The organism is Pseudomonas sp. R2-60-08W (genome assembly GCF_003852335.1).
Lineage (GTDB): Bacteria > Pseudomonadota > Gammaproteobacteria > Pseudomonadales > Pseudomonadaceae > Aquipseudomonas.
In genome coordinates this window covers 4,542,598-4,568,340 of record NZ_CP027731.1, presented here as the reverse complement: position 1 = coordinate 4,568,340, position 25,743 = coordinate 4,542,598, and the positions used below count along the sequence as shown (strand labels likewise).

The 25,743-nt window shown below is 59.7% G+C and carries 22 protein-coding genes, 1 tRNA gene and 1 pseudogene; all 24 read left to right on the top strand.

Features of this window, described 5'->3' with window-relative positions:
- Positions 1–99: 99 nt before the first annotated feature.
- Positions 100–1,875 carry an aspartate--tRNA ligase gene (aspS, locus tag C4J90_RS20825; protein ID WP_057013724.1) on the top strand — a complete coding sequence of 592 codons (1,776 nt, stop codon included), beginning with the start codon at positions 100–102 and terminating at the stop codon, positions 1,873–1,875.
- 134 nt (positions 1,876–2,009) lie between these two features.
- Positions 2,010–2,756 carry a YebC/PmpR family DNA-binding transcriptional regulator gene (locus tag C4J90_RS20820; protein WP_124420714.1) on the top strand — a complete coding sequence of 249 codons (747 nt, stop codon included), beginning with the start codon at positions 2,010–2,012 and terminating at the stop codon, positions 2,754–2,756.
- A 157-nt stretch (positions 2,757–2,913) separates the two neighbouring features.
- Positions 2,914–3,438 (top strand): crossover junction endodeoxyribonuclease RuvC, encoded by a 525-nt coding sequence (gene ruvC, locus C4J90_RS20815; protein WP_057723842.1) that lies wholly within the window; start codon positions 2,914–2,916, stop codon positions 3,436–3,438.
- A gap of 66 nt (positions 3,439–3,504) precedes the next feature.
- Entirely contained in the window at positions 3,505–4,116 is a 612-nt protein-coding gene (ruvA, locus tag C4J90_RS20810; protein ID WP_124364184.1) for a Holliday junction branch migration protein RuvA, read from the top strand.
- On the top strand, positions 4,117–5,175 hold the full coding sequence (ruvB, locus tag C4J90_RS20805; protein ID WP_003175801.1) for a Holliday junction branch migration DNA helicase RuvB: 1,059 nt from the start codon (positions 4,117–4,119) through the stop codon (positions 5,173–5,175).
- A gap of 249 nt (positions 5,176–5,424) precedes the next feature.
- Complete coding sequence (ybgC, locus tag C4J90_RS20795; protein WP_124364183.1) at positions 5,425–5,880, top strand: tol-pal system-associated acyl-CoA thioesterase; 456 nt, start codon at positions 5,425–5,427, stop codon at positions 5,878–5,880.
- 1 nt (position 5,881) lies between these two features.
- Positions 5,882–6,577: a protein TolQ gene (gene tolQ, locus C4J90_RS20790; protein WP_053135845.1), complete on the top strand. Its 696-nt coding sequence runs from the start codon at positions 5,882–5,884 to the stop codon at positions 6,575–6,577.
- 23 nt (positions 6,578–6,600) lie between these two features.
- Entirely contained in the window at positions 6,601–7,053 is a 453-nt protein-coding gene (tolR, locus tag C4J90_RS20785) for a protein TolR (protein ID WP_161793227.1), read from the top strand.
- Positions 7,053–8,126, top strand: a complete 1,074-nt coding sequence (gene tolA, locus C4J90_RS20780) for a cell envelope integrity protein TolA (RefSeq protein WP_124364182.1) — start codon at positions 7,053–7,055, stop codon at positions 8,124–8,126. Before tolR ends, tolA begins: the two co-directional genes overlap by 1 nt.
- Before the next feature lie 17 nt (positions 8,127–8,143).
- Entirely contained in the window at positions 8,144–9,424 is a 1,281-nt protein-coding gene (tolB, locus tag C4J90_RS20775; protein WP_177412836.1) for a Tol-Pal system beta propeller repeat protein TolB, read from the top strand.
- Positions 9,425–9,479: 55 nt separating this feature from the next.
- The gene (pal, locus tag C4J90_RS20770; RefSeq protein WP_003193861.1) at positions 9,480–9,980 is read left to right on the top strand and encodes a peptidoglycan-associated lipoprotein Pal; all 501 of its coding nucleotides are present in this window, start codon (positions 9,480–9,482) and stop codon (positions 9,978–9,980) included.
- 6 nt (positions 9,981–9,986) lie between these two features.
- Positions 9,987–10,822: pseudogene (gene ybgF, locus C4J90_RS20765) on the top strand (tol-pal system protein YbgF).
- A gap of 164 nt (positions 10,823–10,986) precedes the next feature.
- Positions 10,987–11,634, top strand: a complete 648-nt coding sequence (queE, locus tag C4J90_RS20760) for a 7-carboxy-7-deazaguanine synthase QueE (protein WP_124420713.1) — start codon at positions 10,987–10,989, stop codon at positions 11,632–11,634.
- Positions 11,635–11,766: 132 nt separating this feature from the next.
- Positions 11,767–11,842, top strand: a tRNA-Lys gene (locus C4J90_RS20755).
- A 429-nt stretch (positions 11,843–12,271) separates the two neighbouring features.
- The gene (gene leuA, locus C4J90_RS20750; protein ID WP_124420712.1) at positions 12,272–13,966 is read left to right on the top strand and encodes a 2-isopropylmalate synthase; all 1,695 of its coding nucleotides are present in this window, start codon (positions 12,272–12,274) and stop codon (positions 13,964–13,966) included.
- A gap of 1 nt (position 13,967) precedes the next feature.
- Positions 13,968–14,708 carry a helix-turn-helix domain-containing protein gene (locus C4J90_RS20745; RefSeq protein ID WP_124364177.1) on the top strand — a complete coding sequence of 247 codons (741 nt, stop codon included), beginning with the start codon at positions 13,968–13,970 and terminating at the stop codon, positions 14,706–14,708.
- 203 nt (positions 14,709–14,911) lie between these two features.
- A complete protein-coding gene (locus tag C4J90_RS20740) occupies positions 14,912–16,414 on the top strand; it encodes a TolC family protein (protein WP_124405136.1) in 1,503 nt (500 codons plus the stop codon).
- Positions 16,411–17,583 (top strand): HlyD family secretion protein, encoded by a 1,173-nt coding sequence (locus C4J90_RS20735; RefSeq protein WP_124420711.1) that lies wholly within the window; start codon positions 16,411–16,413, stop codon positions 17,581–17,583. The genes C4J90_RS20740 and C4J90_RS20735 overlap by 4 nt, the downstream gene beginning before the upstream one ends.
- On the top strand, positions 17,576–19,120 hold the full coding sequence (locus C4J90_RS20730) for a DHA2 family efflux MFS transporter permease subunit (protein WP_124364174.1): 1,545 nt from the start codon (positions 17,576–17,578) through the stop codon (positions 19,118–19,120). The genes C4J90_RS20735 and C4J90_RS20730 overlap by 8 nt, the downstream gene beginning before the upstream one ends.
- A 459-nt stretch (positions 19,121–19,579) precedes the next feature.
- Complete coding sequence (locus C4J90_RS20725; protein ID WP_124410650.1) at positions 19,580–20,356, top strand: DUF3050 domain-containing protein; 777 nt, start codon at positions 19,580–19,582, stop codon at positions 20,354–20,356.
- Positions 20,353–20,700 (top strand): DUF4437 domain-containing protein, encoded by a 348-nt coding sequence (locus tag C4J90_RS20720; RefSeq protein WP_124371692.1) that lies wholly within the window; start codon positions 20,353–20,355, stop codon positions 20,698–20,700. Before C4J90_RS20725 ends, C4J90_RS20720 begins: the two co-directional genes overlap by 4 nt.
- Before the next feature lie 25 nt (positions 20,701–20,725).
- Entirely contained in the window at positions 20,726–21,655 is a 930-nt protein-coding gene (locus C4J90_RS20715; protein WP_124364171.1) for a diiron oxygenase, read from the top strand.
- A 12-nt stretch (positions 21,656–21,667) separates the two neighbouring features.
- Complete coding sequence (locus C4J90_RS20710; RefSeq protein ID WP_124420710.1) at positions 21,668–25,144, top strand: amino acid adenylation domain-containing protein; 3,477 nt, start codon at positions 21,668–21,670, stop codon at positions 25,142–25,144.
- A 22-nt stretch (positions 25,145–25,166) separates the two neighbouring features.
- Positions 25,167–25,634 carry an SRPBCC family protein gene (locus C4J90_RS20705; RefSeq protein WP_124420709.1) on the top strand — a complete coding sequence of 156 codons (468 nt, stop codon included), beginning with the start codon at positions 25,167–25,169 and terminating at the stop codon, positions 25,632–25,634.
- The last annotated feature ends 109 nt before the right edge of the window (positions 25,635–25,743 follow it).

Below are 25,743 nucleotides of genomic sequence, written 5' to 3'. Positions count from 1 at the left end.
TACGCGCAGGCTCCTGCATTATCCGTCCCCTGCTTTAATGTACGGTGACGAGGCACGCCTGCCACCGAATTTCGAATTACGAGAAGTGAAACCACGACCATGATGCGCAGCCACTATTGCGGCCAACTGAACGAGACCCTGGAAGGTCAGGAAATCACCCTTTGCGGATGGGTTCACCGTCGCCGCGACCACGGCGGGGTGATCTTCCTCGATATCCGTGATCGTGATGGTCTGGCCCAGGTAGTGTTCGACCCGGATCGCGCCGAGAGCTTCGCCGCCGCCGACCGCGTGCGCAGCGAATACGTCGTGAAGATCACTGGCAAGGTGCGCCTGCGCCCGGCCGGTGCCGTGAACAAGAACATGGCGTCCGGCGGCATTGAAGTGCTGGGCTACGAGCTGGAAGTGCTGAACGAGTCGGAAACCCCGCCGTTCCCACTGAACGAATATTCCGACGTTGGCGAGGAAACTCGCCTGCGCTATCGCTTCCTGGACCTGCGTCGTCCGGAAATGGCCGAGAAGCTGCGTCTGCGTTCGCGCATGACCACCAGCATCCGCCGCTTCCTCGACGAGAACGGCTTCCTCGACGTGGAAACGCCGATTCTCACCCGTGCCACGCCGGAAGGCGCACGCGACTACCTGGTACCGAGCCGTACCCACCCGGGAAGCTTCTTCGCCTTGCCGCAATCGCCGCAGCTGTTCAAGCAACTGCTGATGGTGGCCGGCTTCGACCGTTACTACCAGATCGCCAAGTGCTTCCGTGACGAAGACCTGCGCGCCGACCGCCAGCCGGAATTCACCCAGATCGACATCGAGACCAGCTTCCTCGATGAAAAAGAGATCATGGGCCTCACCGAACAAATGATCCGCAACCTGTTCAAGGAAGTGCTGGACCTGGAGTTCGGCGAATTCCCGCACATGACCTTCGAAGAGGCCATGCGTCGCTACGGTTCCGACAAGCCAGACCTGCGTAACCCGCTGGAACTGGTCGACGTGGCCGACCAGCTCAAGGACGTTGACTTCAAGGTGTTCAGCGGCCCGGCCAACGACCCGAAATGCCGCATCGCCGCCCTGCGCGTGCCTGGCGGCGCGAGCATGCCGCGCAAGCAGATCGACGACTACACCAAGTTCGTCGGCATCTACGGTGCCAAGGGCCTGGCGTACATCAAGGTCAACGAGCGCGCCAATGGCGTTGACGGCCTGCAGTCGCCGATCGTGAAGAACATCCCCGAAGCCAACCTGAACACGATCCTCGATCGCGTCGGTGCGGTCGATGGCGATATCGTGTTCTTCGGTGCCGACAAGGCCAAGATCGTCAGCGAAGCCCTGGGCGCACTGCGTATCAAGCTGGGTCACGACCTGAACCTGCTGACCTGCGAGTGGGCCCCGATGTGGGTTGTCGACTTCCCGATGTTCGAAGAGAACGACGACGGCAGCTTCAGCGCCTTGCACCACCCGTTCACCGCGCCGAAGTGCTCCCCGGCCGAGCTGGAAGCCAACCCGGCCGGCGCGTTGTCCCGTGCCTACGACATGGTGCTCAACGGCACTGAGTTGGGTGGCGGTTCGATCCGTATTCACCGCAAAGAGATGCAGCAAGCAGTGTTCCGTCTGCTGGGCATCAACGAAGCGGAACAGGAAGAGAAGTTCGGCTTTCTGCTCGACGCGCTCAAGTACGGTGCGCCGCCGCACGGTGGCCTGGCCTTCGGCCTGGACCGTCTGGTGATGCTGATGACCGGCGCCCAGTCGATCCGTGAAGTGATTGCGTTCCCGAAAACCCAGAGTGCTGCGGACGTCATGACCCAGGCGCCGGGCGTCGTGGATGCCAAGGCATTGCGCGAATTGCACATCCGTCTGCGCGAGACGCCGAAGGCTGAGTAAGGCTGCTGCGTGAAAGCGCGATAAGGTGGTACGCAGTCAAAAAGGCGCATCTTCGGATGCGCCTTTGCGTTTAAAAGAGGGAAATCCTGCCCGGCGGGATTGATACGGTTTCTATAGAATTTCGGAGTTGTGTTATGGCTGGCCATTCCAAGTGGGCGAACATCAAGCACCGCAAAGAGCGTCAGGATGCCAAGAAAGGCAAGATATTCACCAAGTGGATCCGCGAGCTGACCGTCGCCGCCCGCCAGGGTGGCGGTGACCCGGGCTCCAACCCGCGTCTGCGCCTGGCGCTGGACAAGGCGCTCGGCGCCAACATGAGCCGTGACATCATCGACCGCGCCGTGGCCCGTGGTGCCGGCGCCGCCGACACCGACGACATGGTCGAGTTGACCTACGAAGGCTATGGGCCAGGCGGCGTGGCGGTGATGGTCGAATGCATGACCGATAACCGCAACCGTACCGCAGCTGCGGTGCGCCACGCGTTCAGCAAGTGCGGCGGCAACCTGGGTACCGACGGTTCGGTGGCCTACCTGTTCGAGCGCAAGGGGCAGATTACCTTTGCGGCCGGTACGGATGAAGACGCGTTGATGGAAGCCGCGATGGAGGCAGATGCCGACGACGTGGTCACAAACGAAGATGGCTCCATCGACGTGTTCACCTCGTTCGCCAGCTTCTACGCGGTGCGCAATGCCTTGGAGGCCGCTGGTTTCAACGGTACCGACGCGGAAATCGTGATGTTGCCGACCACCAGCGCCGAACTGGACCTGGACGGTGCGCAAAAAGTGTTGAAGCTGCTGGATATGCTCGAAGACCTGGACGACGTGCAAAACGTGTATTCGAACGCCGACATTCCGGAATCCGTGGCCGAACAGCTAAGCTGAAGAACTACATAGATCCAGATGTGGGAGGGGGCTTGCCCCCGATAGCGGCGGGTCAGCCAAAAAAATTCTGACTGATCCACCGCCATCGGGGGGCAAGCCCCCTCCCACATTTGAGCTTCGGCGTATCACAAATGTGTTTATCCAACCTGCAGGCGTTATGACTTTAATCCTAGGTATCGACCCCGGTTCGCGCATTACCGGTTTTGGCGTGGTGCAACACACTCCGCGTGGCTGCGTTTATGTGGCCTCGGGCTGTATTCGCACCGGCGCGGGGGAGTTGGCCGAGCGCCTGCAGATCGTCTATCGCGGCGTGCGTGAAGTCATCCAGACCTACGGCCCGGTGACCATGGGCATCGAAAAAGTCTTCATGGCCAAGAATGCCGACTCGGCGTTGAAGCTCGGCCAGGCCCGTGGCGCGGCCATTGTGGCGGGAGCCGAGGAGGGTATGGAAATCGCCGAATACACCGCGACCCAGGTCAAGCAGGCCGTCGTCGGCACGGGTGGGGCGAATAAAGAACAGGTGCAGATGATGGTCATGCACATGCTCAAGCTCACCTCAAAACCCCAGATCGACGCCTCCGACGCCCTGGCCATTGCCATTTGCCACGCCCACACCCGCTCCAGCCTGCTGCCCCATGGTCTGGGCGCGGCACGCAGTCGTGGCGGACGCCTGCGTCTCTGATAGCATCAGCGCAATCGTTATTTCCGGTCAGGCCTGTTCTGACCCCAAGCTTTAAGGATCTGAACCGTGATTGGACGCTTGCGCGGCACCCTGGCTGAGAAACAGCCGCCGCACCTGATTCTGGATGTGAATGGATTGGGGTATGAGCTTGAAGTGCCCATGACTACCCTGTATCGCCTGCCGTCGGTCGGCGAGCCGATAACTTTGCACACGCATTTAGTCGTGCGAGAGGACGCGCAACTGCTCTATGGTTTCATTGGCAAGCGCGACCGTGACTTCTTTCGCGAACTGATTCGCCTCAACGGCGTAGGGCCCAAGCTGGCCCTGGCGTTGATGTCGAGCCTGGAAGTGGATGAGCTGGTGCGTGCCGTTTCGGCCCAGGACACCTCGGCGCTGACCAAGGTGCCCGGTGTCGGCAAGAAAACCGCCGAGCGCCTGCTGGTGGAGCTCAAGGACCGTTTCAAGGCCTGGGAAGTGGTGCCGAGCATGTTCGCCCTGGTGCCCAATCAACCGGATATGCCGGCGACTCAGGTTGCCAGTGCCGAAAGCGATGCTGTCAGTGCGTTGATCTCCCTGGGCTACAAGCCGCAGGAGGCCAGCAAAGCGGTGTCGGCCATCAAGGACAAGAACCTGAGCAGCGAAGACATGATCCGCCGAGCCCTGAAGGGAATGATTTAAGTGATTGAAGCTGATCGTCTGATCGCGGCCACCGGCCCGCGCGACCGTGAAGAAGTCCAGGACCGCGCCATCCGCCCCTTGAGCCTGGCCGACTACATCGGCCAGCCCACCGTGCGCGAGCAGATGGAACTGTTCATCCAGGCCGCGCGCGGGCGCAGCGAGTCGCTGGATCACACCCTGATCTTCGGCCCGCCGGGCCTGGGTAAAACCACCCTGGCCAATATCATCGCCCAGGAAATGGGCGTGTCGATCAAGTCCACGTCCGGCCCGGTGCTGGAGCGCCCCGGCGACCTCGCCGCGCTGCTGACCAATCTCGAGCCTCACGACGTGCTGTTTATCGACGAGATCCACCGGCTGTCGCCCATCGTCGAGGAAGTGCTGTACCCGGCGATGGAGGACTTCCAGCTCGACATCATGATCGGCGAAGGCCCGGCGGCCCGTTCGATCAAACTCGACCTGCCACCGTTCACCCTGGTCGGCGCGACCACCCGTGCCGGCATGCTGACCAACCCGCTGCGAGACCGTTTCGGTATCGTTCAACGTCTTGAGTTCTATAGCACCGCCGACCTTGCGACGATCGTCAGCCGTTCGGCGAGTATCCTCGGCTTGCCGCTGGACCCTGAAGGCGCGTTCGAAATCGCCCGACGCGCGCGCGGTACACCACGGATCGCCAATCGTTTGCTGCGCCGCGTACGCGATTTTGCCGAGGTGCGGGCCAAGGGGCATATCACCAAGGCGGTCGCGGACCTGGCGTTGAACCTGCTGGATGTGGACGAACATGGCTTCGATCATCAGGACCGGCGCCTGCTGCTGACCATGATCGAGAAATTCGACGGTGGCCCGGTGGGCGTAGACAGCCTGGCCGCCGCCATCAGTGAAGAGCGGCACACCATTGAGGATGTGCTGGAACCCTACCTGATCCAGCAGGGCTACATCATGCGCACGCCACGGGGCAGGGTGGTGACGCGCCACGCCTACCTGCACTTCGGGCTAAATATTCCGTCACGATTGGGAGAGATGCCTGTGGTAGACGAATTCCTCGATGCAGTGGACGATTAAAAAACTGTAGGAGCGAGCTTGCTCGCGAAAAACGTCAACGATAACGCGGTATGTCTGGTTATACGCGGCGTGCTCAGGTTTTTCGCGAGCAAGCTCGCTCCTGCAGGGTATTTGTCATGTGGGGTGATTTATCTGAAGTTTGTGCTGTCCCAGTGTCTGGCGTCGTCATTCAGGCAATGCAAATGTGTTCAGGTATTGAAAAAACAGTTGTCCAGCCGGATTGGCAACCTGAGGAGTAAGCACTAGAGTATGCGCGCGCAAAACGGGGATCAGTCGTTCGCACATCGCTGTCGCGTTTATTACGAGGACACTGATGCCGGCGGCATCGTTTATTACGTCAATTACCTGAAATTCATGGAGCGGGCTCGAACCGAGCGGCTACGGGAGCTGGGCTTTGCCCAATCCTTGCTGGCAGGGGAGGACCTGTTATTCGTCGTGCATTCCAGCGAGGCGCGTTACCACGCACCGGCGCGACTGGACGATGAACTGCTGGTCAGCGCTGAAGTCATCGAATTGAACCGTGCCAGCCTGCGATTCAAACAGCAGGTCAGGCGGGCTACGGATGCAACGCTGCTCTGTGAGGGGCAGTTCCTGGTGGCGTGTGTACGCACCAACAGTTTGAAACCTCGGGCCATTCCCGAAACTCTACGTGCGGCCTTTGCCGCCGTGAGCGGCGCGGGTAAACAATCAAAGCAGGAGATTTAGCGTGGAACCTACCGTCGTCGACCATTCCTCCATGTGGAGCCTGGTCAGCAATGCCAGTGTCGTGGTGCAACTGGTCATGCTGACCCTGGTAGCCGCATCGGTTACCTCTTGGGTCATGATTTTTCAGCGCAGCAACTTGCTGCGTGCCGGTCGACGTGCCCTGGAGAGCTTTGAAGAGCGCTTCTGGTCGGGTATCGACCTGTCCAAGCTGTATCGCCAGGCTGGCAGCAATCCGGACCCGGATTCGGGCGTCGAGCAAATCTTCCGCGCCGGCTTCAAGGAGTTCTCGCGCCTGCGCCAGCAACCGGGCGTTGACCCGGAAGCGGTGATGGAAGGTGTGGCCCGGGCCATGCGCGTCGCCATCTCCCGCGAAGAAGAGAAACTGGAGCAGAGCCTGCCGTTCCTGGCGACTGTGGGCTCCGTCAGCCCGTACATCGGCCTGTTCGGTACCGTATGGGGCATCATGAACTCCTTCCGTGGCCTGGCCCAGGCCCAGCAAGCGACCCTGGCCACCGTGGCCCCGGGCATCGCCGAAGCCCTGATCGCCACCGCGATCGGCCTGTTCGCCGCTATCCCCGCAGTAATTGCCTACAACCGTTTTGCCGCTACCAGCGAAACGTTGATCAGCCGTTACTACACCTTCGCCGATGAATTCCAGGCGATCCTGCACCGTAAAGTGCACACCAGCGAAGAATAAGCAGGTAATTCCCAATGGCTTTAATCGCTCGAGCTCGCAAAAAGCGCAAGCCGGTCGCCGAGATGAACGTAGTGCCCTACATCGACGTGATGCTGGTGCTGCTGGTGATCTTCATGGTGACCGCGCCGATGCTCAACCAGGGCGTGAAGGTTGATCTGCCCAAGGTTTCCAGTGAAGCCCTGCCGCAAGACAACAACACTCAGGTCCTGACCATTTCGATCAAGGCTGACAAGACCTACTACTGGAACCTTGGCAGCGAAGTCGACACGCAGAAGCAGCAGGACAAGGCCCTGACCTTGCCGGCAATGACTGACGCCGTGACCAAGATCATTCGCTCCGGCAACGAAGGCGGCAAGCACACCCAGGTGTTCATTCGCGGTGACAAGTCGGTCGACTATGGCTCCGTCATGGGCGCCATGGGCGGGCTGCAGAAGGCCGGCGTCGGTAACGTTGGCTTGATTACCGAGGCGCCCTGATGCAGCAACAGCGAGAGCCGTCCGCCTCGGAAAGCTACTTCTGGCCTGGCGTGTGGGCAATTGCCCTGCACATCCTGGTGTTCGGCATGCTGTTCGTCAGCTTTGCCATGACCCCGGACCTGCCGCCAGCCAAGCCGATCGTGCAGGCGACCCTGTATCAGCTGAAATCGAAAAGTCAGGCCACCACCCAGACCAATCAGAAGATTGCGGGTGAGGCCCAGAAGTCGGCTGCGCGCCAGACCGAAGTCGAGCAGATGGAACAGAAGAAGGTCGAGCAGGAAGCGGTGAAGGCGGCTGCGGAACAAAAGAAAGAAGAGGCGGCTCAAAAGGCCGAGGAATCGAAAAAGGCTGACGAAGCGAAGAAAGCTGACGAGGCGAAAAAGGCTGATGAAGCCAAGAAGTCCGAGAAAGCTGCCGAAGCCAAAAAGGCCGAAGAGAAACAATTGGCTGATATAGCCAAGAAGAAGTCCGAAGAAGAAGCCAAGAAAGCTGCCGAGGAAGAGGCCAAGAAAAAGGCCGCCGAAGAAGCCAAGAAAAAGATCGTCGAAGACGCGAAGAAGAAAGCCGCCGAAGACGCCAAGAAAAAAGCTGAAGCAGACGAGGCGAAAAAGAAAGTCGCCGACGAAGCGAAGAAGAAAGCTGCCGCCGACGCCTCCAAGAAAAAGGCCCAGGAAGCAGCCCGTAAATCCGCCGAAGAGAAAAAGGCCCAGGCCCTGGCAGATTTGCTTTCCGACACGCCGCAGCGTCAGCAAGCCTTGGCCGATGAGCGTGGCGATGAAGTCGCGGGCAGTTTCGACGACCTGATCCGGGCGCGGGCAGCGGAAGGCTGGACACGTCCACCTTCGGCACGTAAAGGCATGACAGTAGTGCTGCAGATCGGCATGTTGCCGGACGGTACGGTGACTTCGGTCAGCGTGGCCAAGTCCAGTGGTGACGGTTCGTTCGACAGTTCGGCGGTTGCCGCAGTCAAGAATATTGGCCGGTTGACCGAGATGCAGGGAATGAAACCAAGCGACTTCGCTCCCTATCGTTCATTCAAGATGACATTCACACCTGAGGATCTAGCCTTGTGAGAAACCTTCTTCGAGGAATGCTTGTCGTTATTTGCTGCATGGCAGGGATAGCGGCGGCGGATGAAAAGAACATCCTGGTTACCAGCGGCAGCGATCGGGCTACCCCGATCGCGGTAGTGCCGTTCGGCTGGCAGGGCGGCAGCGTGCTGCCGGACGACATGGCACAGATCGTCAGCGACGACCTGCGCAACTCCGGCTATTACGCGCCGATTCCGAAAGGCAACATGATCAGCCAGCCGACCCAGGCCAGCGAAGTCATCTTCCGCGACTGGAAGGCCGTGGGCGCGCAGTACCTGATGGTCGGCAGCATCACACCGGCCGGTGGTCGCCTGCAGATCCAGTACACGTTGTTCAACGTGGCCACCGAACAGCAGGTCCTGACCGGCAACGTTTCGGGCACCGCCGAGCAACTGCGTGACATGGCCCACTATATTTCGGACCAGTCGTTTGAAAAGCTCACCGGTATCAAGGGTGCGTTCTCCACACGCATGCTGTACGTCACCGCTGAGCGTTTCTCCGTAGACAACACGCGTTACACCCTGCAGCGCTCCGACTATGACGGCGCACGCGCCGTGACCCTGCTGCAATCGCGCGAGCCAATCCTGTCGCCGCGTTTTGCGCCGGACGGCAAGCGTATTGCCTATGTGTCGTTCGAACAGAAGCGTCCGCGTATCTTCGTCCAGCACATCGATACCGGCCGTCGTGAGCAGATCACCAACTTCGAAGGCCTCAACGGTGCACCAGCCTGGTCGCCGGATGGTTCGCGCCTGGCATTTGTGCTGTCCAAGGACGGTAACCCGGACATCTACGTGATGAACATGGCTTCGCGCCAAATCACTCGCGTGACCAGCGGCCCGGGCATCAATACCGAACCGTTCTGGGGTAAGGATGGCTCGACCATCTACTTCACCTCCGACCGTGGCGGCAAGCCTCAAATCTACAAAGCCAGCGTGGGTGGTGGTGGCGCGGAACGCGTGACCTTTATCGGTAACTACAACGCCAACCCCAAGCTTTCGGCCGATGAAAAGACGTTGGTAATGATTCACCGTCAGGATGGTTTCACTAATTTCCGGGTTGCGGCCCAGGATTTGCAGCGCGGAACCGTAAAAATCCTTACAGATACCAACCTTGATGAGTCAGCCACTGTTGCGCCCAACGGCACCATGGTAATCTACGCCACCCGCCAGCAGGGCCGGGGAGTCTTGATGCTCGTGTCCATTAATGGACGCGTAAGGCTCCCGCTTCCTACCGCACAAGGCGAAGTCAGAGAACCATCCTGGTCCCCTTACCTGAACTGACGCGGCGCTACAAAAAGAAGTACTTAACACACTGGGGTTCATTAGGAGTTTCACGATGGAAATGCTGAAGTTTGGTAAGTTTGCTGCTCTGGCTCTGGCTCTGTCCGTAGCCGTTGGTTGCTCCTCTAAAGGCGGCGACAATGCCGGTGAAGGCGCAGCTGTTGATCCAAACGCTGGTTACGGCGCTAACACTGGTGCAGTCGACGGCTCCCTGAGCGAAGAAGCTGCTCTGCGCGCGATCACCACTTTCTACTTCGAATACGACAGTTCGGACCTGAAGCCAGAAGCCATGCGCGCTCTGGACGTTCACGCCAAGGACCTGAAAGCTAACGGCGCTCGCGTTGTTCTGGAAGGTAACACTGACGCCCGTGGTACTCGTGAGTACAACATGGCACTGGGCGAGCGTCGTGCGAAAGCCGTTCAGCGCTACCTGGTACTGCAAGGTGTTGCTCCAGGCCAACTGGAACTGGTTTCCTACGGTAAAGAGCGTCCAGTTGCAACTGGCAACGACGAACAGTCGTGGGCTCAGAACCGTCGCGTCGAACTGCGTAAGTAATTCGTCATGCGAACGTGCCGTCGTGCTCTAACTGTATTGGCTTTCAGCCTCACACCGCTTGCGGTGTGGGCTGCGGTTCCTGTAACGGATAGCAACTCTGGCTATAACAATAGCGGCAGCAGTTATCCGCCAGCGGGTTATGGCACGAACGGCGCCTATGCTGGGGGGCGGCTACGGCCGCGCCTTCGGCACAGGGCGAACTGTTCAACCAACTGCAACGCATGCAGGATCAATTGGCCCAGCAACAAGGCGCCATTGAAGTTCTGCAGAATCAAGTGAACCAGCTTAAGCAAGAAGGCCTGGAGCGTTACCAGGATCTTGATCGACGTATTGGAGCCGGTGTTGCACCTGCCGCTACTCCTGATAATTCTTCTGCCGGTGGCACGCCCAGTGCTGCCGCCGGTGGCGCAGCAGCGGGGGCCGCGGCAGCCAGCCAGGCCCCGGCTGCCAGCAGTGAACCGGGTGATCCGGCGAAGGAAAAACTGTATTACGATGCAGCCTTCGACCTGATCAAGGCCAAGGACTTCGATAAGGCCAGCCAGGCGTTTACCGCATTCCTGCGCAAGTACCCCAACAGCCAATACGCGGGCAATGCCCAGTACTGGTTGGGTGAGGTCAACCTGGCAAAGGGTGATTTGCAGGGGGCAGGCCAGGCGTTTGCCAAGGTCAGCCAGCTGTACCCCAAGCACGCCAAGGTGCCGGACTCGCTGTACAAACTCGCTGACGTGGAACGCCGCCTAGGCCATGCCGACAAGGTCAAAGGCATTTTGCAGCAGGTCGTCGCCCAGTATCCGGGTACTTCCGCTGCGCAGTTGGCTCAACGGGATCTGCAGCGCTTGTAAGCAATGCAGTCCGTTTAGAAGAAACCCGCGCCTGGCGCGGGTTTTTTCGTTAGAATCCACGCCCTTTTATGACACACGCTTCCTGGGGTTGACGCGTTGGCGCGATCCCTTGAAGTGCCTGACGGAGGCGGACAGCCTGTTTAGCTGTTACGCCCGTGGCGACTATGCAAGACACATTACGTATTACCGAAGTTTTTTACTCGTTACAGGGTGAAACGCGCACCGCAGGGCTGCCCACCGTATTCGTACGACTCACCGGCTGCCCCTTGCGTTGCCAGTACTGTGACAGTGCTTATGCCTTCAGCGGCGGCACTGTGCGCACCCTGGACGACATCCTGGAGCAGGTTGCCAGCTACCGACCGCGCTACGTCTGTGTGACAGGCGGCGAGCCGTTGGCGCAACCCAATGCCATCCCCTTGCTCAAGCAGCTGTGTGACGCCGGATACGAGGTTTCGCTGGAAACCAGCGGCGCCTTGGATATCTCCGCGGTAGACCCGCGTGTGAGCCGAGTGGTCGACCTCAAGACCCCCGATTCCAAAGAAGCTCACCGCAACCGCTACGAGAACATTGACTTGCTGACGGCCAACGATCAGGTCAAGTTCGTCATCTGTTCGCGCGAGGATTATGACTGGGCGACGTCCAAGCTGATCCAGTATGGCCTCGAGCGTCGTGCAGGCGAGGTGCTGTTCTCCCCAAGCCATCACGACCTGAACGCCCGTGAATTGGCGGACTGGATCGTTGCGGACAACCTACCAGTGCGCCTGCAATTGCAGTTGCACAAATACCTGTGGAACGACGAGCCGGGGCGTTGATATGCCTGATCAGGCGGTGATGCGAGGCGTTCAACCGACTGAATTATGGCCCCTGCGTATAATTTTGAATTATTTTCAAATAAGGTGTTGAATAATCCTTAGAAATCAGTATTATACGCGCCACCACACAGCGGGTCGTTAGCTCAGTTGGTAGAGCAGTTGGCTTTTAACCAATTGGTCGTAGGTTCGAATCCCACACGACCCACCATTTTTGGCGGTTTAGAAAATCCGGAAGGCCCACGCAAGTGAGGATTTCCGGGTTTTTTTTTGCCTGAAATATGCTGAACATGCGCTCTATGCGCCACGTACATAGTCGCTACCTCTCAGCGAACGGCTCAACCGCCATCACCTATCCTCCTCAGTAGCCTTTTTGCTATTTTCCGCGCCCCGTCGCGCTCAATTTCGATCATCGTCTAAACCCTGCTCTTAAAGGGTTTATTGCCCTATAAATTCGTATATTGAAAGAAATCACCACTATTTTTTCAATTTATGATTTTTTATGTAATTTCTTTCATGTTGTCGCGCCAAATACGCAATTCATGTCAAGCTCTCTGTGTTTAGTATTGGATCCAATGTCGGATGCGTTCAGCAAGGCTGTCTACGCTACCGCCGATCAGTTCTAAAAAGGAGAAGCGACATGATGCTCAAGGACCCTTCCAGCAAATACCGCCATTTCACTACCGTGGACCTCCCGGAACGCCAATGGCCAAGTGTCGTGCAGGCTGCAGCGCCAACCTGGTGCAGTGTCGACATGCGTGACGGCAACCAGGCATTGATCGAACCCATGAATGCCGAGCGCAAGCGCCGTTTCTTCGAGCTGCTGGTCAAGGTGGGGTTCAAGGAGATCGAGGTAGGCTTTCCTGCCGCTTCCCAGACCGATTTCGATTACGTGCGTGAATTGATCGACAGTGGTGCGATTCCCGACGATGTGACTATCCAAGTGATGACGCAGGCGCGCAGCCATTTGATCGAGCGTACGTTTGAAGCCTTGAAAGGCGCTCCGCGCGCGATCGTGCATGTGTACAACGCCACCGCGCCAGTGTTCCGGGAGGTGGTGTTCGGCGTGGACCGGGCCGGCTGCATCGACATTGCCACCCAGGCAACGCGTGAGATCAAGCGCCACATGGACAACAATCCAGATACGCAGTGGACGTTCCAGTATTCCCCTGAAACCTTCTGCTTCACCGAACTGGACTTTGCGTTGGAGGTCTGCGAAGCGGTGACCGATGCTTTCGGCCCGACCCCGTCGAACAAAATGATCCTGAATCTGCCCACCACTGTGGAGGTCTCCACGGCCAATGTCTTCGCCGATCAGATCGAGTGGTTCTGCCGCCATTTCAGCCGGCGTGACAGCGTAGTCATCAGTGTCCACCCGCATAATGATCGCGGTACCGGGGTCGCTACCGCCGAACAGGCTTGCCTGGCCGGAGCCGAGCGGGTCGAGGGCACGTTGTTCGGCAACGGTGAGCGAACCGGCAATGTGGATATCCTGACGCTGGCAATGAACCTCTACACCAGCGGTATCGACCCGCAACTGGATTTCTCGGACATCATCCACGTGCAGCGTGAAGTCGAGTTCTGCAACCAACTGCCCACGCACCCGCGCCATCCCTACGCCGGGGAGCTGGTGTTCACGGCGTTTTCGGGCTCGCACCAGGATGCGATCAAAAAAGGCTTCGCGGCCCGCCAGGCCAATCCCGATGGGCTGTGGGAAGTGCCGTACTTGCCGATCGATCCCGCCGACATGGGACGCAGCTATGAAGCGGTGATTCGCGTCAACAGCCAGTCGGGCAAAGGTGGCGTGGCGTATCTGCTGGAACAACATGGCATCGTGATGCCACGCCGTTTGCAGATGGAATTCAGCAGTCTGGTGCAGCAGGAAGCCGATGCCTCCGGTCAGGAAGTCAGTGGCGAGATGATCCTGGCCTGCTTTACCCGGCACTACCTCGACCAAGGCCAGCCTTACACTTTGTTGCAGCCCAAACTGGTCAGCGAGGGCAACGTGACTTACCTGGAAGGCACGCTGATCGGCGGCGCGAGCCCCCTTGAACTGAGCGGTGAAGGTAACGGCCCGCTGGCGGCGCTGGTCGACGCATTCGCGCAACGTGGCATCCACTTCGATATCGCCGATTACCACGAACATGCCACCCGTGACGGTGCCCAGGCTGAAGCACTGGCTTATGTGGAGATCCGCGTGAACAACCAGTTGCTGTTCGGTGCCGCCCGCGATGGCAGCATCTTGCTGGCGTCCCTCAAGGCGGTGACGAGTGCCGTCAATCGCGCATCGCGTCTGGGCCTGCTCAGCGTGGCGAGTGCTGCGGTGCCTTCCTGAGATGAATGCGCATACCGCATTGGCGGCGCTTACCGGTAACTATGGTCACGGCGATATCGTTGCCTCGCATCGACACGACGAAGGCCAGTTGGTCTACGCCATCAACGGCGTCATGCTGGTATCGGTCGTCGGCACCACTTGGGTGGTGCCTTCCGGGCACGCGCTGTGGGTCCCCTCCGGGCAGGAGCACCAGATCCGCATGACGGGCGAGGTGCGCATGCGCACGTTGCTGATCAGCCCCGGCGCCCACCGCGCCTTGACGGAGGAATGCCACGTCATCCGTGTGTCGCCGCTGCTGCGTGAGTTGATCATCGCCGCCGCCGAAACACCTGACAGCGAGCCGGCGGTGGTGCGTCACAGGCAGATTGTCGACCTGATCTTCTCTGAACTCGACAGGGCACAGAAAGTATTGGCGCATGTGCCGATTCCAGACGAGCCGCGGCTCAAGTCGCTGTGTGCCGACTTTATCGACAACCCTTCCCAGGAATCGAAACTGGAGAGCTGGGCGGTGCAACTCAATATGAGTTCGCGCACCCTGGCTCGGTTGTTCCAGAAAGAGTTGGGCATGAGTTATGGCGAGTGGCGCAAGCGCACGCGCCTGCTGCTGAGCATGCAGCGCCTGGCCTGCGGCGTGTCCATTCTGGAAGTGGCGCTTGAGCATGGCTACCAAAGCCCCAGCGCTTTCACGGCAATGTTCAAACGCACCATGGGCTATACACCCAGCAACTGCCGTTTGGTCTGATCGACCCCGCGCTACCCCCACCTACTGGACATGGCCCGCCTTTGCGCAGGGCCATGCGTACGTGCGCCTGGACGGCGGGCGCTCTGGATCCGGCTGCGCAGCCAAGTTGTCCCAATCGAAACGATGGTTGTCTGGAACTCGGGAGATGCGCAGCACGGTGCTCTCTTAACCTGCGTCTCTACTCAGCACTCTGGATTTCTGCGATGGGTTCGCCTTCATTTTCCACGCGGCACTGCCGTCTTTCGCTCCTGGGCGTGGCTGTCGTCTGGTTGGCAGGATGTTCTTCCTGGGTCACCCATGTGCCGGCGCAACCGCACCCTTCGCGCATCGATGCCTTGAGCCGCCTGCCGCAGGGTGTGTCGGCCCAGGCCTTGCCCGACCGTTGGTGGCAGTTGTACAACGATCCCAAGCTCGACGCGCTGGTGCAGCAAGCGCTGGAACATAACCGCGACCTGGCGGCGGCGCAGGCCCATGTGCAGTCGATGCTGGCCGGCATCATGCAGGCCGACGCCGAGCGTTGGCCGTCAACCCAGGCGTCACTGGGCGCCGTCTACGGCAAGACAGCCGACGATCAGACCCTGGCCAAGGCCACCGACAGCCACGCACCGTCGCAGTGGGCCTTCAACCCTGGTTTCGAATTGGCTTACCAAGTGGATGTGTGGGGCCAGGTTCAACGCAGCATTGAGCGGGCGCAGGTGCAAGCGGCGGCGGCTCAGGACGCCGAAGACTTGCTGCGCATCACCGTCGCCGCGCAAACCACCCGCGCCTACGTGAATGCCTGCGCCCTGGGCGCGCGCGCCAAAGTGCAGCGCCATTCGCTGGAAGTGGTCGGGCGCAGCTTGGCGCTGACCGATCGCCAGCGTCAGGCCGGCGTAGTGACAGACCTTGAATACAGCCGCATGCAGGCCCTGCAGGGCGAAACCCTGGCCCTGTTGCCGATGCTGGAGGCGCGCCGCGAGTCGGCGTTGTACGAGCTGGCGATGCTGACCGGCGTGGCTGACCTGGAGCAGGGTTCAGGCGCGGCGACGTGCGAAGTGGTACCGCAACTCAGTGCCGCGCTGCCGGTGGGCGATGGCTGGCAATTACTGGCACGCCGCCCTGATATCCGTCAGGCCGAGCGAGCATTGCGAGCCGCCACCTTGCAAGTGGATATCGTCCAGGCCGACCTGTATCCGAAGGTGACTTTTGGCGCCTCCGTGTCCTCCTCGGCCAGCAAACCCCATGAACTGGGGGACAGCAGCGCGGTGATGTTTGGCATCGGTCCGCTGATTACCTGGCAGTTCCCCAACTGGCGTGCCAACCGTGCGCGGGTCAACCAGGCGCGCGCGCTCGAGCAGGTGGAAGTCGCGCAATTCGAAAACAGCGTGCTCAGGGCGCTCAAGGACGTACGCCAGGCCCTGGCGCTGTACGACGGCGAGCGCCAGCGCCACGCCGCCTTGAGTCAGGCACTCGATAGCAGTCGGCATGCCTACAAGCTGGCGCAGTTCAACTACAACGCCGGCTCCATCGACTTTCTCGATGTGCTCGACAGCGAGCGTGAGCTGATCCGCCTGCAAGCCACGCGCGCCGATGCCGATGGCCAATTGCTGCAGCGCCAGATCAGCCTGTTTCGCGCCCTGGGGGGCGGTTGGCAATCCGCTTCCGCCCAGGCTCCGGCCGCTGCACTTACCCACGCTTCCGCCCATTTTTCCGGTACCCAGCCATGAATATCGCTGTTGATGAAAAAACCGCTGTGCAGGATGAGCAGGAGCATGTGCTCGAGCAGCTCATGCACGCCCGCAAGCAACGCCGCAAACGCAATCTGATCCTGCTCGGTGGTGCTGCGTTGTTGATCGCAGCGGTGGCGTTCGGCGTGTATTGGATGACCGTCGGGCGTTACCTGGAACAGACTGACGACGCCTACGTGCGTGCCGACTGGATTCCCATCAGCCCAAGGGTGTCCGGGTACGTAGCCCAGGTGTTGGTGGAGGATGACCAGCCCGTCAAGGCCGGGGATGTGCTGGTGCGCATCGAGGACCGTGACTACCAGGCGCGCTTGGCCCAAGCCCGTGCGGAGTTGGCGCAAGCACAAGCCTCGATTGCCGCCGAGCAGGCCAACCTGCACGTTACCGACAGCCTGATCGCACAGCAAAAGGCCGGTGTCGCCCAGGCCGAGGCGCATACCCGCAGCGTGGGGGCGGAGTTGCGCCGCGCCAGTCTGGATCAACATCGCTATGAAGGCCTGGTCCGCGAGCATGCCGCCAGCGCCCAGCGCCTGGAAAGCGCCGCGGCCAGTTACACCCAGGCCAGCGCCGCGGTGGACATTGCCCGGGCGATGCAGCGCCAGCAGGAGACCCGGCTGAATGTCGCCACTACCCGCCGGCAATTGGCCGATGCCTCGCTGCAGCAGCAGATAGCCCGGCGCGACCAGGCCGAGGCCCAGTTGAAACTGGCGACCCATGCGCTCGAAGACACCTTGATCCGCTCGCCGATCGACGGGGTAGTGGGGCAGCGCAAGGTGCGCACCCGCCAATATGTCGCGCCGGGCCTGCCGCTGCTGGCCGTGGTGCCCTTGCAGCAGGCCTACGTGGTGGCCAACTACAAGGAAACCCAATTGCGTGACATGCGCGCCGGGCAAACGGTGGATATCAGCGTCGACAGCTATTCAGGGCGCAAGCTCAAGGGCCATGTGGTGAGTTTTTCGCCCGGTTCGGGTGCGGTATTTGCGCTGCTGCCGTCGGACAACGCCACCGGCAACTTCACCAAGATCGTGCAGCGTTTTCCGGTGAAGATCGTGATCGATCAGCACGATGACGGCGGCCCTATCCTGCCGGGCATGTCGGTGGTCACGACGGTGGATACCCGTCCTACTGCCCAGGGCGCCGCGCATGACTGAGATTGGCGAGAAAACCGTCTCCTTTCGCGCCTGGGTGGCCGTGATCGGCGGGCTGTTCGGCTGTTTCATGGCCGGCATGAACGTGCACGTGACCAGCGCCGCGCTGCCGGAAATCGAAGGCTCGCTGGGGGCGACCTTTGAAGAAGGCTCGTGGATTTCCACGGCGTATCTGGTTGCGGAAATCGTCATGATCCCGCTGACCGCCTGGCTGGTGCAGGTGTTCTCCCTGCGCCGGGTGATGCTGGTGGGCTCGTTTGTATTTCTAGTGGCTTCCATTGCCTGCTCCTGGGCACCCAACCTGGAAGTGATGATCATCATTCGGGTGATCCAGGGCGCCGCCGGCGCGGTGCTGATCCCGTTGTCGTTCCAACTGATCATCACGGAACTGCCGCCCAGCAAGATCGCCATGGGCATGGCCCTGTTCGCCCTGTCCAACAGCGTGGCCCAGGCCGCCGGGCCGTCCATCGGCGGCTGGCTGACCGATGCGTATTCCTGGCGCTGGATTTTTTACCTGCAACTGGCCCCCGGCATTCTCCTGCTGCTGGCGGTGGCATGGTCCATCGATGCCAAACCCATGCAGTTGAGCCTGCTCAAGCGCGGCGACTGGGGCGGCATCCTGGCCATGATTGTCGGCCTCGGCGGGTTGCAGATCGTGCTTGAAGAAGGCGGACGCAAGGACTGGTTCGGCTCCGATTTCATCGTATGGATGTCGCTCACCGCCGGCGTCGCCCTGGTGTATTTCGTGCTGTCACAGCTCTACGGCAGCCGCTCATTCATCAACCTGCGCCTGCTCAAGAGCTACAACTTCGGCGTGGCGAGCGCAGCGATGTTCATTTTTGGCGGGGCCACGTTCGGCCTGGTCTTTCTGGTGCCTAATTACCTGTCCCAACTGCAGGGCTACAACGCCCGGGAAATCGGGATCAGCCTGATTGCCTACGGCATGGTGCAACTGGTGCTGGCGCCGTTCATGCCGCGCCTGATGAAGTGGCTCAACCCGAAACTGATGGTTGCCAGCGGCTTTTTCATCATGGCCCTGGGCTGCTATCTCGGCGCGCATCTGGACATGGACAGCGCCGCCAACGTGATCATCCCGTCCACTGTGGTACGGGGCATCGGGCAACCGTTGATCATGGTGGCGCTTTCGGTGCTGGCCGTGTCCGGGTTGGCCAAGGATGAAGCCGGTTCTGCCTCTGCCCTGTTTTCCATGCTGCGCAACCTGGGCGGAGCCGTGGGCACTGCCGGGTTGACGCAGATTGTCGCCATGCGCGAGCGCTTTCATTCAGAGCGAGTCGGCGAGTCGATCACCTTGTTTTCCCCGTCATTCCAGGAGCGCCTGCGCGCCGGCATGGCAGACAGCGAAGCCTTCGTCTTCAACCAACTGCTGCCCGCCCAGCAGCAAGTCCTTGAGGGCTTGATGCGTACCGTGCGCCGCGAGGCCTACCTGATGGCCTACAGCGATGCGTTCTACGTGTCCTGTATCGCCTTGGTCCTGTGTGGTGTGGCGGCATTGGCATTACGTCAGCAAGCAAAGAATTGAATGCACTTGGCCGGCAACTGATGCGCGGCGCTTCTCAGCAAACAAGAGGGAACTTGAATGGAAAAAAGGCGACAGGCCTGTTGACGGTTTAGTGGATTGCTAACTTAGCAATGACATGCAGTTTGCTAATGCTCGCGAAAAGCGAGTAGGTAAACTATCGCCCGACAAAGTTGATATTTAAAACTTTGCTCGGGCTTCTGTTGTTGTGTGTTTTGTAGTTTGGAAATATTTAGTATTATTTTTCCAGAAAACACTTGCCGATCGTTATGAACTTCCTCTAAGTTTCGTCTTGCTTCGGCGGGTGACCGCTCGGTCTGCCGAAGATTCACCGTGTAACTTAATTAACATATATACCGTGCTGGCCGGTAATGGCGAGATAAGCCTGCTCATGCCTGAAAAAAGGCAGGTCGGTATATGTCGCGTGGCCTGAACGCAACTAAGCCTGATAAGGAAAGCACCATGGAAGATAAAAAGTCGCTATTGAACGCAAAGAAAACGGAACTGGGCAATCATCGGATTTTTGCTGAAATCAATTCATTGCCTGTCCTGCGCGCCTTTATGGAAACCCATGTCTTTGCCGTGTGGGATTTCATGTCCCTGGCCAAGCGCCTGCAACAGGACCTGACGTGTACTCGCCTGCCTTGGCTCCCACCACTGGACCCGGCGGCAGCTCACCTGATCAACGAAATCATCCTCGGCGAAGAGTCCGACCAGAACCTGCAGGGCGGTCACTACAGTCATTTCGAACTCTACCTGCATGCCATGCGTGAGGTTGGCGCCAGCACCGACAAGATCGAATTCTTCGTCAAGCTGATGCGTGAAGGCGTCGATCTGCAGACCGCGTTAGACCGTTGTGAAGCAGGCCTGGCGGCTTCCGCGTTCGTGACCGATACCATCGAAACCGCAATCAATGCGTCGACGCACAGTGTCGCCGCCGCGTTCCTGCATGGCCGCGAGAGCGTGATTCCAGAGATGTTCCAGCGCATTCTCGATGACTGGGACATCACTGCCGACGATGCCCCGACGTTCCGCTACTACCTGCAACGCCATATTGAAGTCGACTCCGAAGATCACGGCCCGGCGGCGGAAAGCCTGCTCGCGCGCCTGGTCAACGGTGATGCGCAACGCCAGGAAGAAGTGTATGAGTCGGCCATCGCTGCCGTGCAAAGTCGTCTGGCCTTGTGGGACAACTTGCGTGTCGCCATGCGTGAAAATGTCAGTGAGTGCGTGGCATGAACGTAGCAGTTATCGAAGCTGACCAGGCCAAATGGGTCGAGGTGACGTCTGAGCGCGGTATTACCCTGACGGTATTCAAGGACACCTTGGACCCTATCAATAAAACCGGTATTCGCACGCGATTGGTGCGCTTTCATCCGGGCGGTGGCACCCGTGAGATTTACACGCACGATTATCACGAAGAAGTGTATTTGATTGAAGGCGACCAGACAGAGTCAGCCAGTAAAGATCGCCCCGAGAAAACCTATCGCGATGGCGGTTACTTCTTCAGGGCGGCGCACACCGAACACGGGCCGTTCCATTCCGAAGACGGCTGTTTGTTGTTTGAAGTGCACTACTACTGATCATCATGAACAAAGGGAACGCTTCATGAGAGCTGAAGAATATCAATCATTTTCCGAGGCGTGGGAGGAGCGGGCGACGATTCGCACGCGACCGAGGCGTCGTTTGGAAGATGATGAAAAGTTAATATTCCCGATCAGTCGCCAACCGCTGGTAATGGGGGCAACGTTTATTCGCGAGTGTGCTCACTTGCAGCACTTCGTACTCGTTCAAAGCTTGTACAAGTTCATTAACGATGTAGTGATTTTCGAAACGGAAATTGTCGACAGAACGGCCAGAAGCATTGCGAAAGATAACTTTGCCATCCGCTTTCCGTTTGCGTGTCGGTATGACGCGATGACGGTGGTAGTCGATGAGGACTACCACGCATTGGTGGCGATGGACTACATGCAACAAACCATCGAACTGACCGGGATCGAGCCCATCACCTTGCCTGCGGAAATCGAACTCAGCCGGTCGATTCCCAAGGCCCTGGCAATGGCGCCCGAGCACCTCAAAGCAGCGGTCGAGCTGATCTGCGTTGCGGTTGCCGAAAATACCCTGACCAATGATGTCGCGGCATTTGCCCGGGACGATTCGGTCAAGGCATCGGTCAAAGGGCTGATGGCAGACCATCTGGCGGACGAGGGGCGGCACTCCGGCTTCTGGGCCAAGTTGACGCGCATTTACTGGAGCACAGCGAGCGAGGAGGACAAGCGCGCGCTGGCCGCGATCATGCCGGTGTTCCTCGCCGAGTACCTGACCAACGACATCCAGCAGGGGTTCGATTTCGCCTTGATCGAGCAGTTGCCGGTGAGCCCTACGGTCAAGGCGGCGTTGCGTGAGGAGGTCGAAGGCATGAGTTTTCCGATCACCCCGACGCATCCGCTGGTGGGCAACATCGTCCGATTCTTCAAACACAGCGCCATGCTCGACGCTCCCTGCATGCAGGAAGCGCTCGCCGATTATCTGCGCTAGAGGAGAACTGCCATGAGACACCTTGATATCGTTCTGTGCGGGCGCAGCCATGCGCTCGCCCGCCTTGCGCAAGAGCTGGAGCAGATGGGCCATACGACGCATCTGCTGCGCAATGATAATGCTAATGAGCACTGCCGGTTACCGTCGCCGGACTTGCTGATCGATGATGCCAGCACGACAGGGTTCCCTCACTATCCGGCGTGTCACCATCTATCGTTACGGATGCAGTCCGACGATGCCGGCGATGTGTCCGCGCCGTTGCACCTCGAATGCCTGTGGCGCGCGGGGGAGGGCGATTGGATGACGCTGGGGCGCCGTGAAGTTGGCGCCGATACGGCCGGCAATGGTGCGGACCAGGCGCAGGAAGCCATCGTGCAAATGGTGGAACTGGCCAGCATGCACATTGGCCGCTACTCGCGCAGTGCCGACTACCTCGAGGCGCCGCGCGAACCAGTGAAGGCGCTCGACCGCCTGCTGAGCCTGACCCGGCTTGATCAATTGGCCTGGCAGCATCGCCACAATGCCACTGCCGACATCGGGGTGCTGCAGGACGCCCGGCAACCCTTCGTACAGCGCCTGGCGGACAGTCTGCTGGCCAATGCCGAGCGCACTGCCTTGAAAGTCGATGGGCAAGGCATGTCGTATGCGCAACTGCACGCCTACAGCGTGGCCATCCAGGAGCGCCTGCAGCCTTTGCTTCAATCCCAGGCCGGGGAGTTGACCGTGATCGGCATCTCCTTGCCCAAAGGAACGGCGCTGTATGCCGCGATTCTCGCAGTGATTGGCTGTGGGGCCGTGTACCTGCCGCTGGACCCGAACCATCCCGAAGAGCGCCGCGGGGCGATCCTCAAGCATGCCAAAGCCAGCTTGCTGATCCAGGACACCGACGCTGGCAACCCGCTCCCGGGCCTGGCGATCCTGGACATCAGCCACCTGGATTTCTTCCACCATGGCGCCAAAGGTTACAGCCGCGTGGCCCTGGCTCCGCATCAAAGCCTGCTGCGCGTGCCGCTGGCAGGGGCGGCGCCTTGTGTGGCGATCTACACCTCAGGCACCACCGGGCAACCCAAGGGCGTATTACTGACGGTCGACAACCTGAGCCACTTTTGCGCATGGTATGCCCGTTATGTGGAACTGGATCGCCACAGCCGCGCCTTGCAGTTTTCCACGATCAATTTCGATGCCTCGTTGCTGGACATTTTCCCCACGCTGATCCAGGGCGCGGAGTTGATCGTACCCACCGAGGATCAGCGCCGTGATCCTGTGGCGCTGGCCGAATTGATTCAGCAGGAGCACGTGACGCATGCCTTCCTGCCACCGGCCTTGCTCAGCATCCTTGCGCTCGAATCGCTGTACGGCATGCAGCATCTGGTGACGGGCGGCGATGTGTGCGAGCCCCATGTCATCGAGCAACTGGCGGGGCAGTGCCAATTGCATAACATCTACGGGCCCACCGAGACGACCGTGCTTGCCACATGCCGCACTTTCCTGCCCGGCGACAACAATCGCAACCTTGGCGTGCCGATCGCCAATACCGCGATTTACCTGCTCGATGAGCAGGGGCAGCCGGTAGGGCAAAGTGGCAGCGGCGAGATCCACATCGCCGGGCCAGGGGTGGGCCTGGGTTATCTGGACGCCGTGCAAATGACTGCCGAGCGTTACCGCCTGCACGAATTGCCCGATGGTCAGCTGTTGCGTTTGTACCGCACCGGCGACCTCGCGCGCTGGACGTCAGACGGCATCCAGATCATCGGACGCCTGGATAACCAGGTGAAGATTCGCGGTTTTCGCGTCGAACCGGAAGAAATCGAGCACTTGCTGCAATCGAGCCAGTTGTTTCGCCAATTGGCGGTGGTGATCGATCAGCAGCGGCGCATCCTGGCGTTTTTCTCCCAACCCCACGGCGGTGACGGACACGCGGCCAGCGAACAGTTGCAGGCTTACGCACTCAAGCACTTGCCCGATTACATGCGCCCCAGCGCCTACTGCCTGCTGGACCGCCTGCCGGCCACGGCCAACGGCAAAGTCGACCGCAAGGCCTTGAAGAATCTTCCCGTCAATTACAAAACCCAAGGGCCACGCCAGGGGCCGCAGAACCTTACCCAGGAAACGTTGCTCGCGTTGTGGGCCACACTGCTCGACATGCCCGGTGCCGACATCTCGGTGGATGACAGCTTCTTCAACCTTGGCGGCCACTCGATCCTGTTGTCGCAAATGCTCATGGGCATTCGCGAGAAGTTCGGCAAGGGCGTTTCGATCAACCGTTTTATCGAACAGCCTACCCTGATCAACCTCGCCAAGCTCATCGACCAGGACGTGGAGGCCACGGCCACGGTCAGCCCTCAGGCCTTGCGTGACGCGATGCTGCGACCCGAGCTGGACGTGTTGCCGATCAGCCGCCTGGGCAACCTGCACAAGGTCATCGTCACCGGTTCCAATGGGTTTCTGGGGGTGCATATCGTCGAAGCGTTGCTGGAGCTGGGCAGCACCGAAGTGGCGTGCCTGGTGCGCGAATCAGCAGGGATGAGCGCCCAGCAGCGTTTCGAGCAGGCCTTGATTCAGAACCGTCTGGAGCACCTGGACTTGAGCCGCGTAAGGGTGCTGGCGGCGGATATCAGCCAGCCTCGACTGGGGCTGTCGCAGGCTGATTATGAGTGGCTGGACCGTGAATACGGCGTGTTGATCTATAACGCGGCCAACGTCAACCATGTGCTCGACTATGAGTCGCTGGTCAAGGACAACGTCACCCCCGTGCTGGAATGCCTGCAGCTGTGTGAAGGGCGCAGCAAGAAGGTGTTCAATTTCATTTCCACCTTGTCGGCTTCCAGCACGGTGGATGCGCAGGGGCGCGTGTTGGAAGAACCGCCGGCGTTCACGCCGCCGATCTACATTCGCAATGGCTACAACCTTTCCAAGTGGGTGGCTGAGCGCATCTTGTGGAACGCCAGTGAGTCGGGGGTGTGGGTCAACCTCTATCGTCCCGGCAACATTGCCTTCAATACGCGGACCGGTGTGTGCCAGCCCCATCAGAACCGGTTGATGCTGATGCTCAAAGGCTCATTGCAGCTTAAGGAAGTGCCTGAGCTGGCGCTGAACTTCGACCTGATGCCGGTGGACTTTCTCGCTCGGTTCATTGCGTTTCATGCCAGCCGGCATAACCGCTCCAAGGCGGTCTTCAACTTGCACAACCCGTTGCCCCTGAGCTGGGCGCACTACCTGGAGGCGTTTCGCGCCGCTGGTCACGATTTCCAGATGGTCCCGGTGACACAATGGCAGCAGCGCCTGTCGGCGATCGACAGTGACAACGCGTTATTCGGTGTAGTCGGCTTTTACCTCAATGGGTTTGAGGAAGACATCGGCGATATCTCGATGATCGAATACCGCAATGCGCTCTCAGGCATCCGTAGCATGGGTGAAGACTACCCGGCCAAGAACAGTGCGCTGCTGCAAAAAGGCTGCGACTACCTCAAGCAAATCGATTTCATCTAAAGCACAAACAAGGAGCTGTCTCATGCAACATTTTGAACCCGATACCCTGGTGCGCAACCCCGTGGGCAACCCTGTGGTCGCCAGCGTCACCGTCAATGGCGACGCGCGCAGCGTGTGGAATATCGTCGGTGACTTTTCCGGTTTCGCGAAATTCATTCCGGCGCTGTCCCACATTGAAATGACCGGGGAGGGCGTGCGCTCGGTACGCAAGAAGCTGTTCAAGGACGGCAACGTGGTGATCGAGCAACTCAACAGTCATGACGACGACGGCATGACCATGACCTGGTCGCTGATTTACACCTCACTGAATATCGGCAACCTGTGGGCCGTCATGCAAGTGGAGCCGCAAGGCGCGAACCAAAGCCTGGCGACCTGGACCATCATCGGTGAGCCCTACACCGGTGGCCCGGAGGACGTGCCGGCGTTCGAGGCGTTCCTGCAAGGGTTCGCCGATGATGCGATGAGCAATGTCCAGAAGCTGTTTGCCTGACCACTTGCACCACCCCGCGAATACCTGTGTATTCGCGGGGCACCAATCCCGCCGTCATCCCCCCGCAAAATGCCCCGTGCAAGGCCAGATTAGGCTTTTGAATCCATTC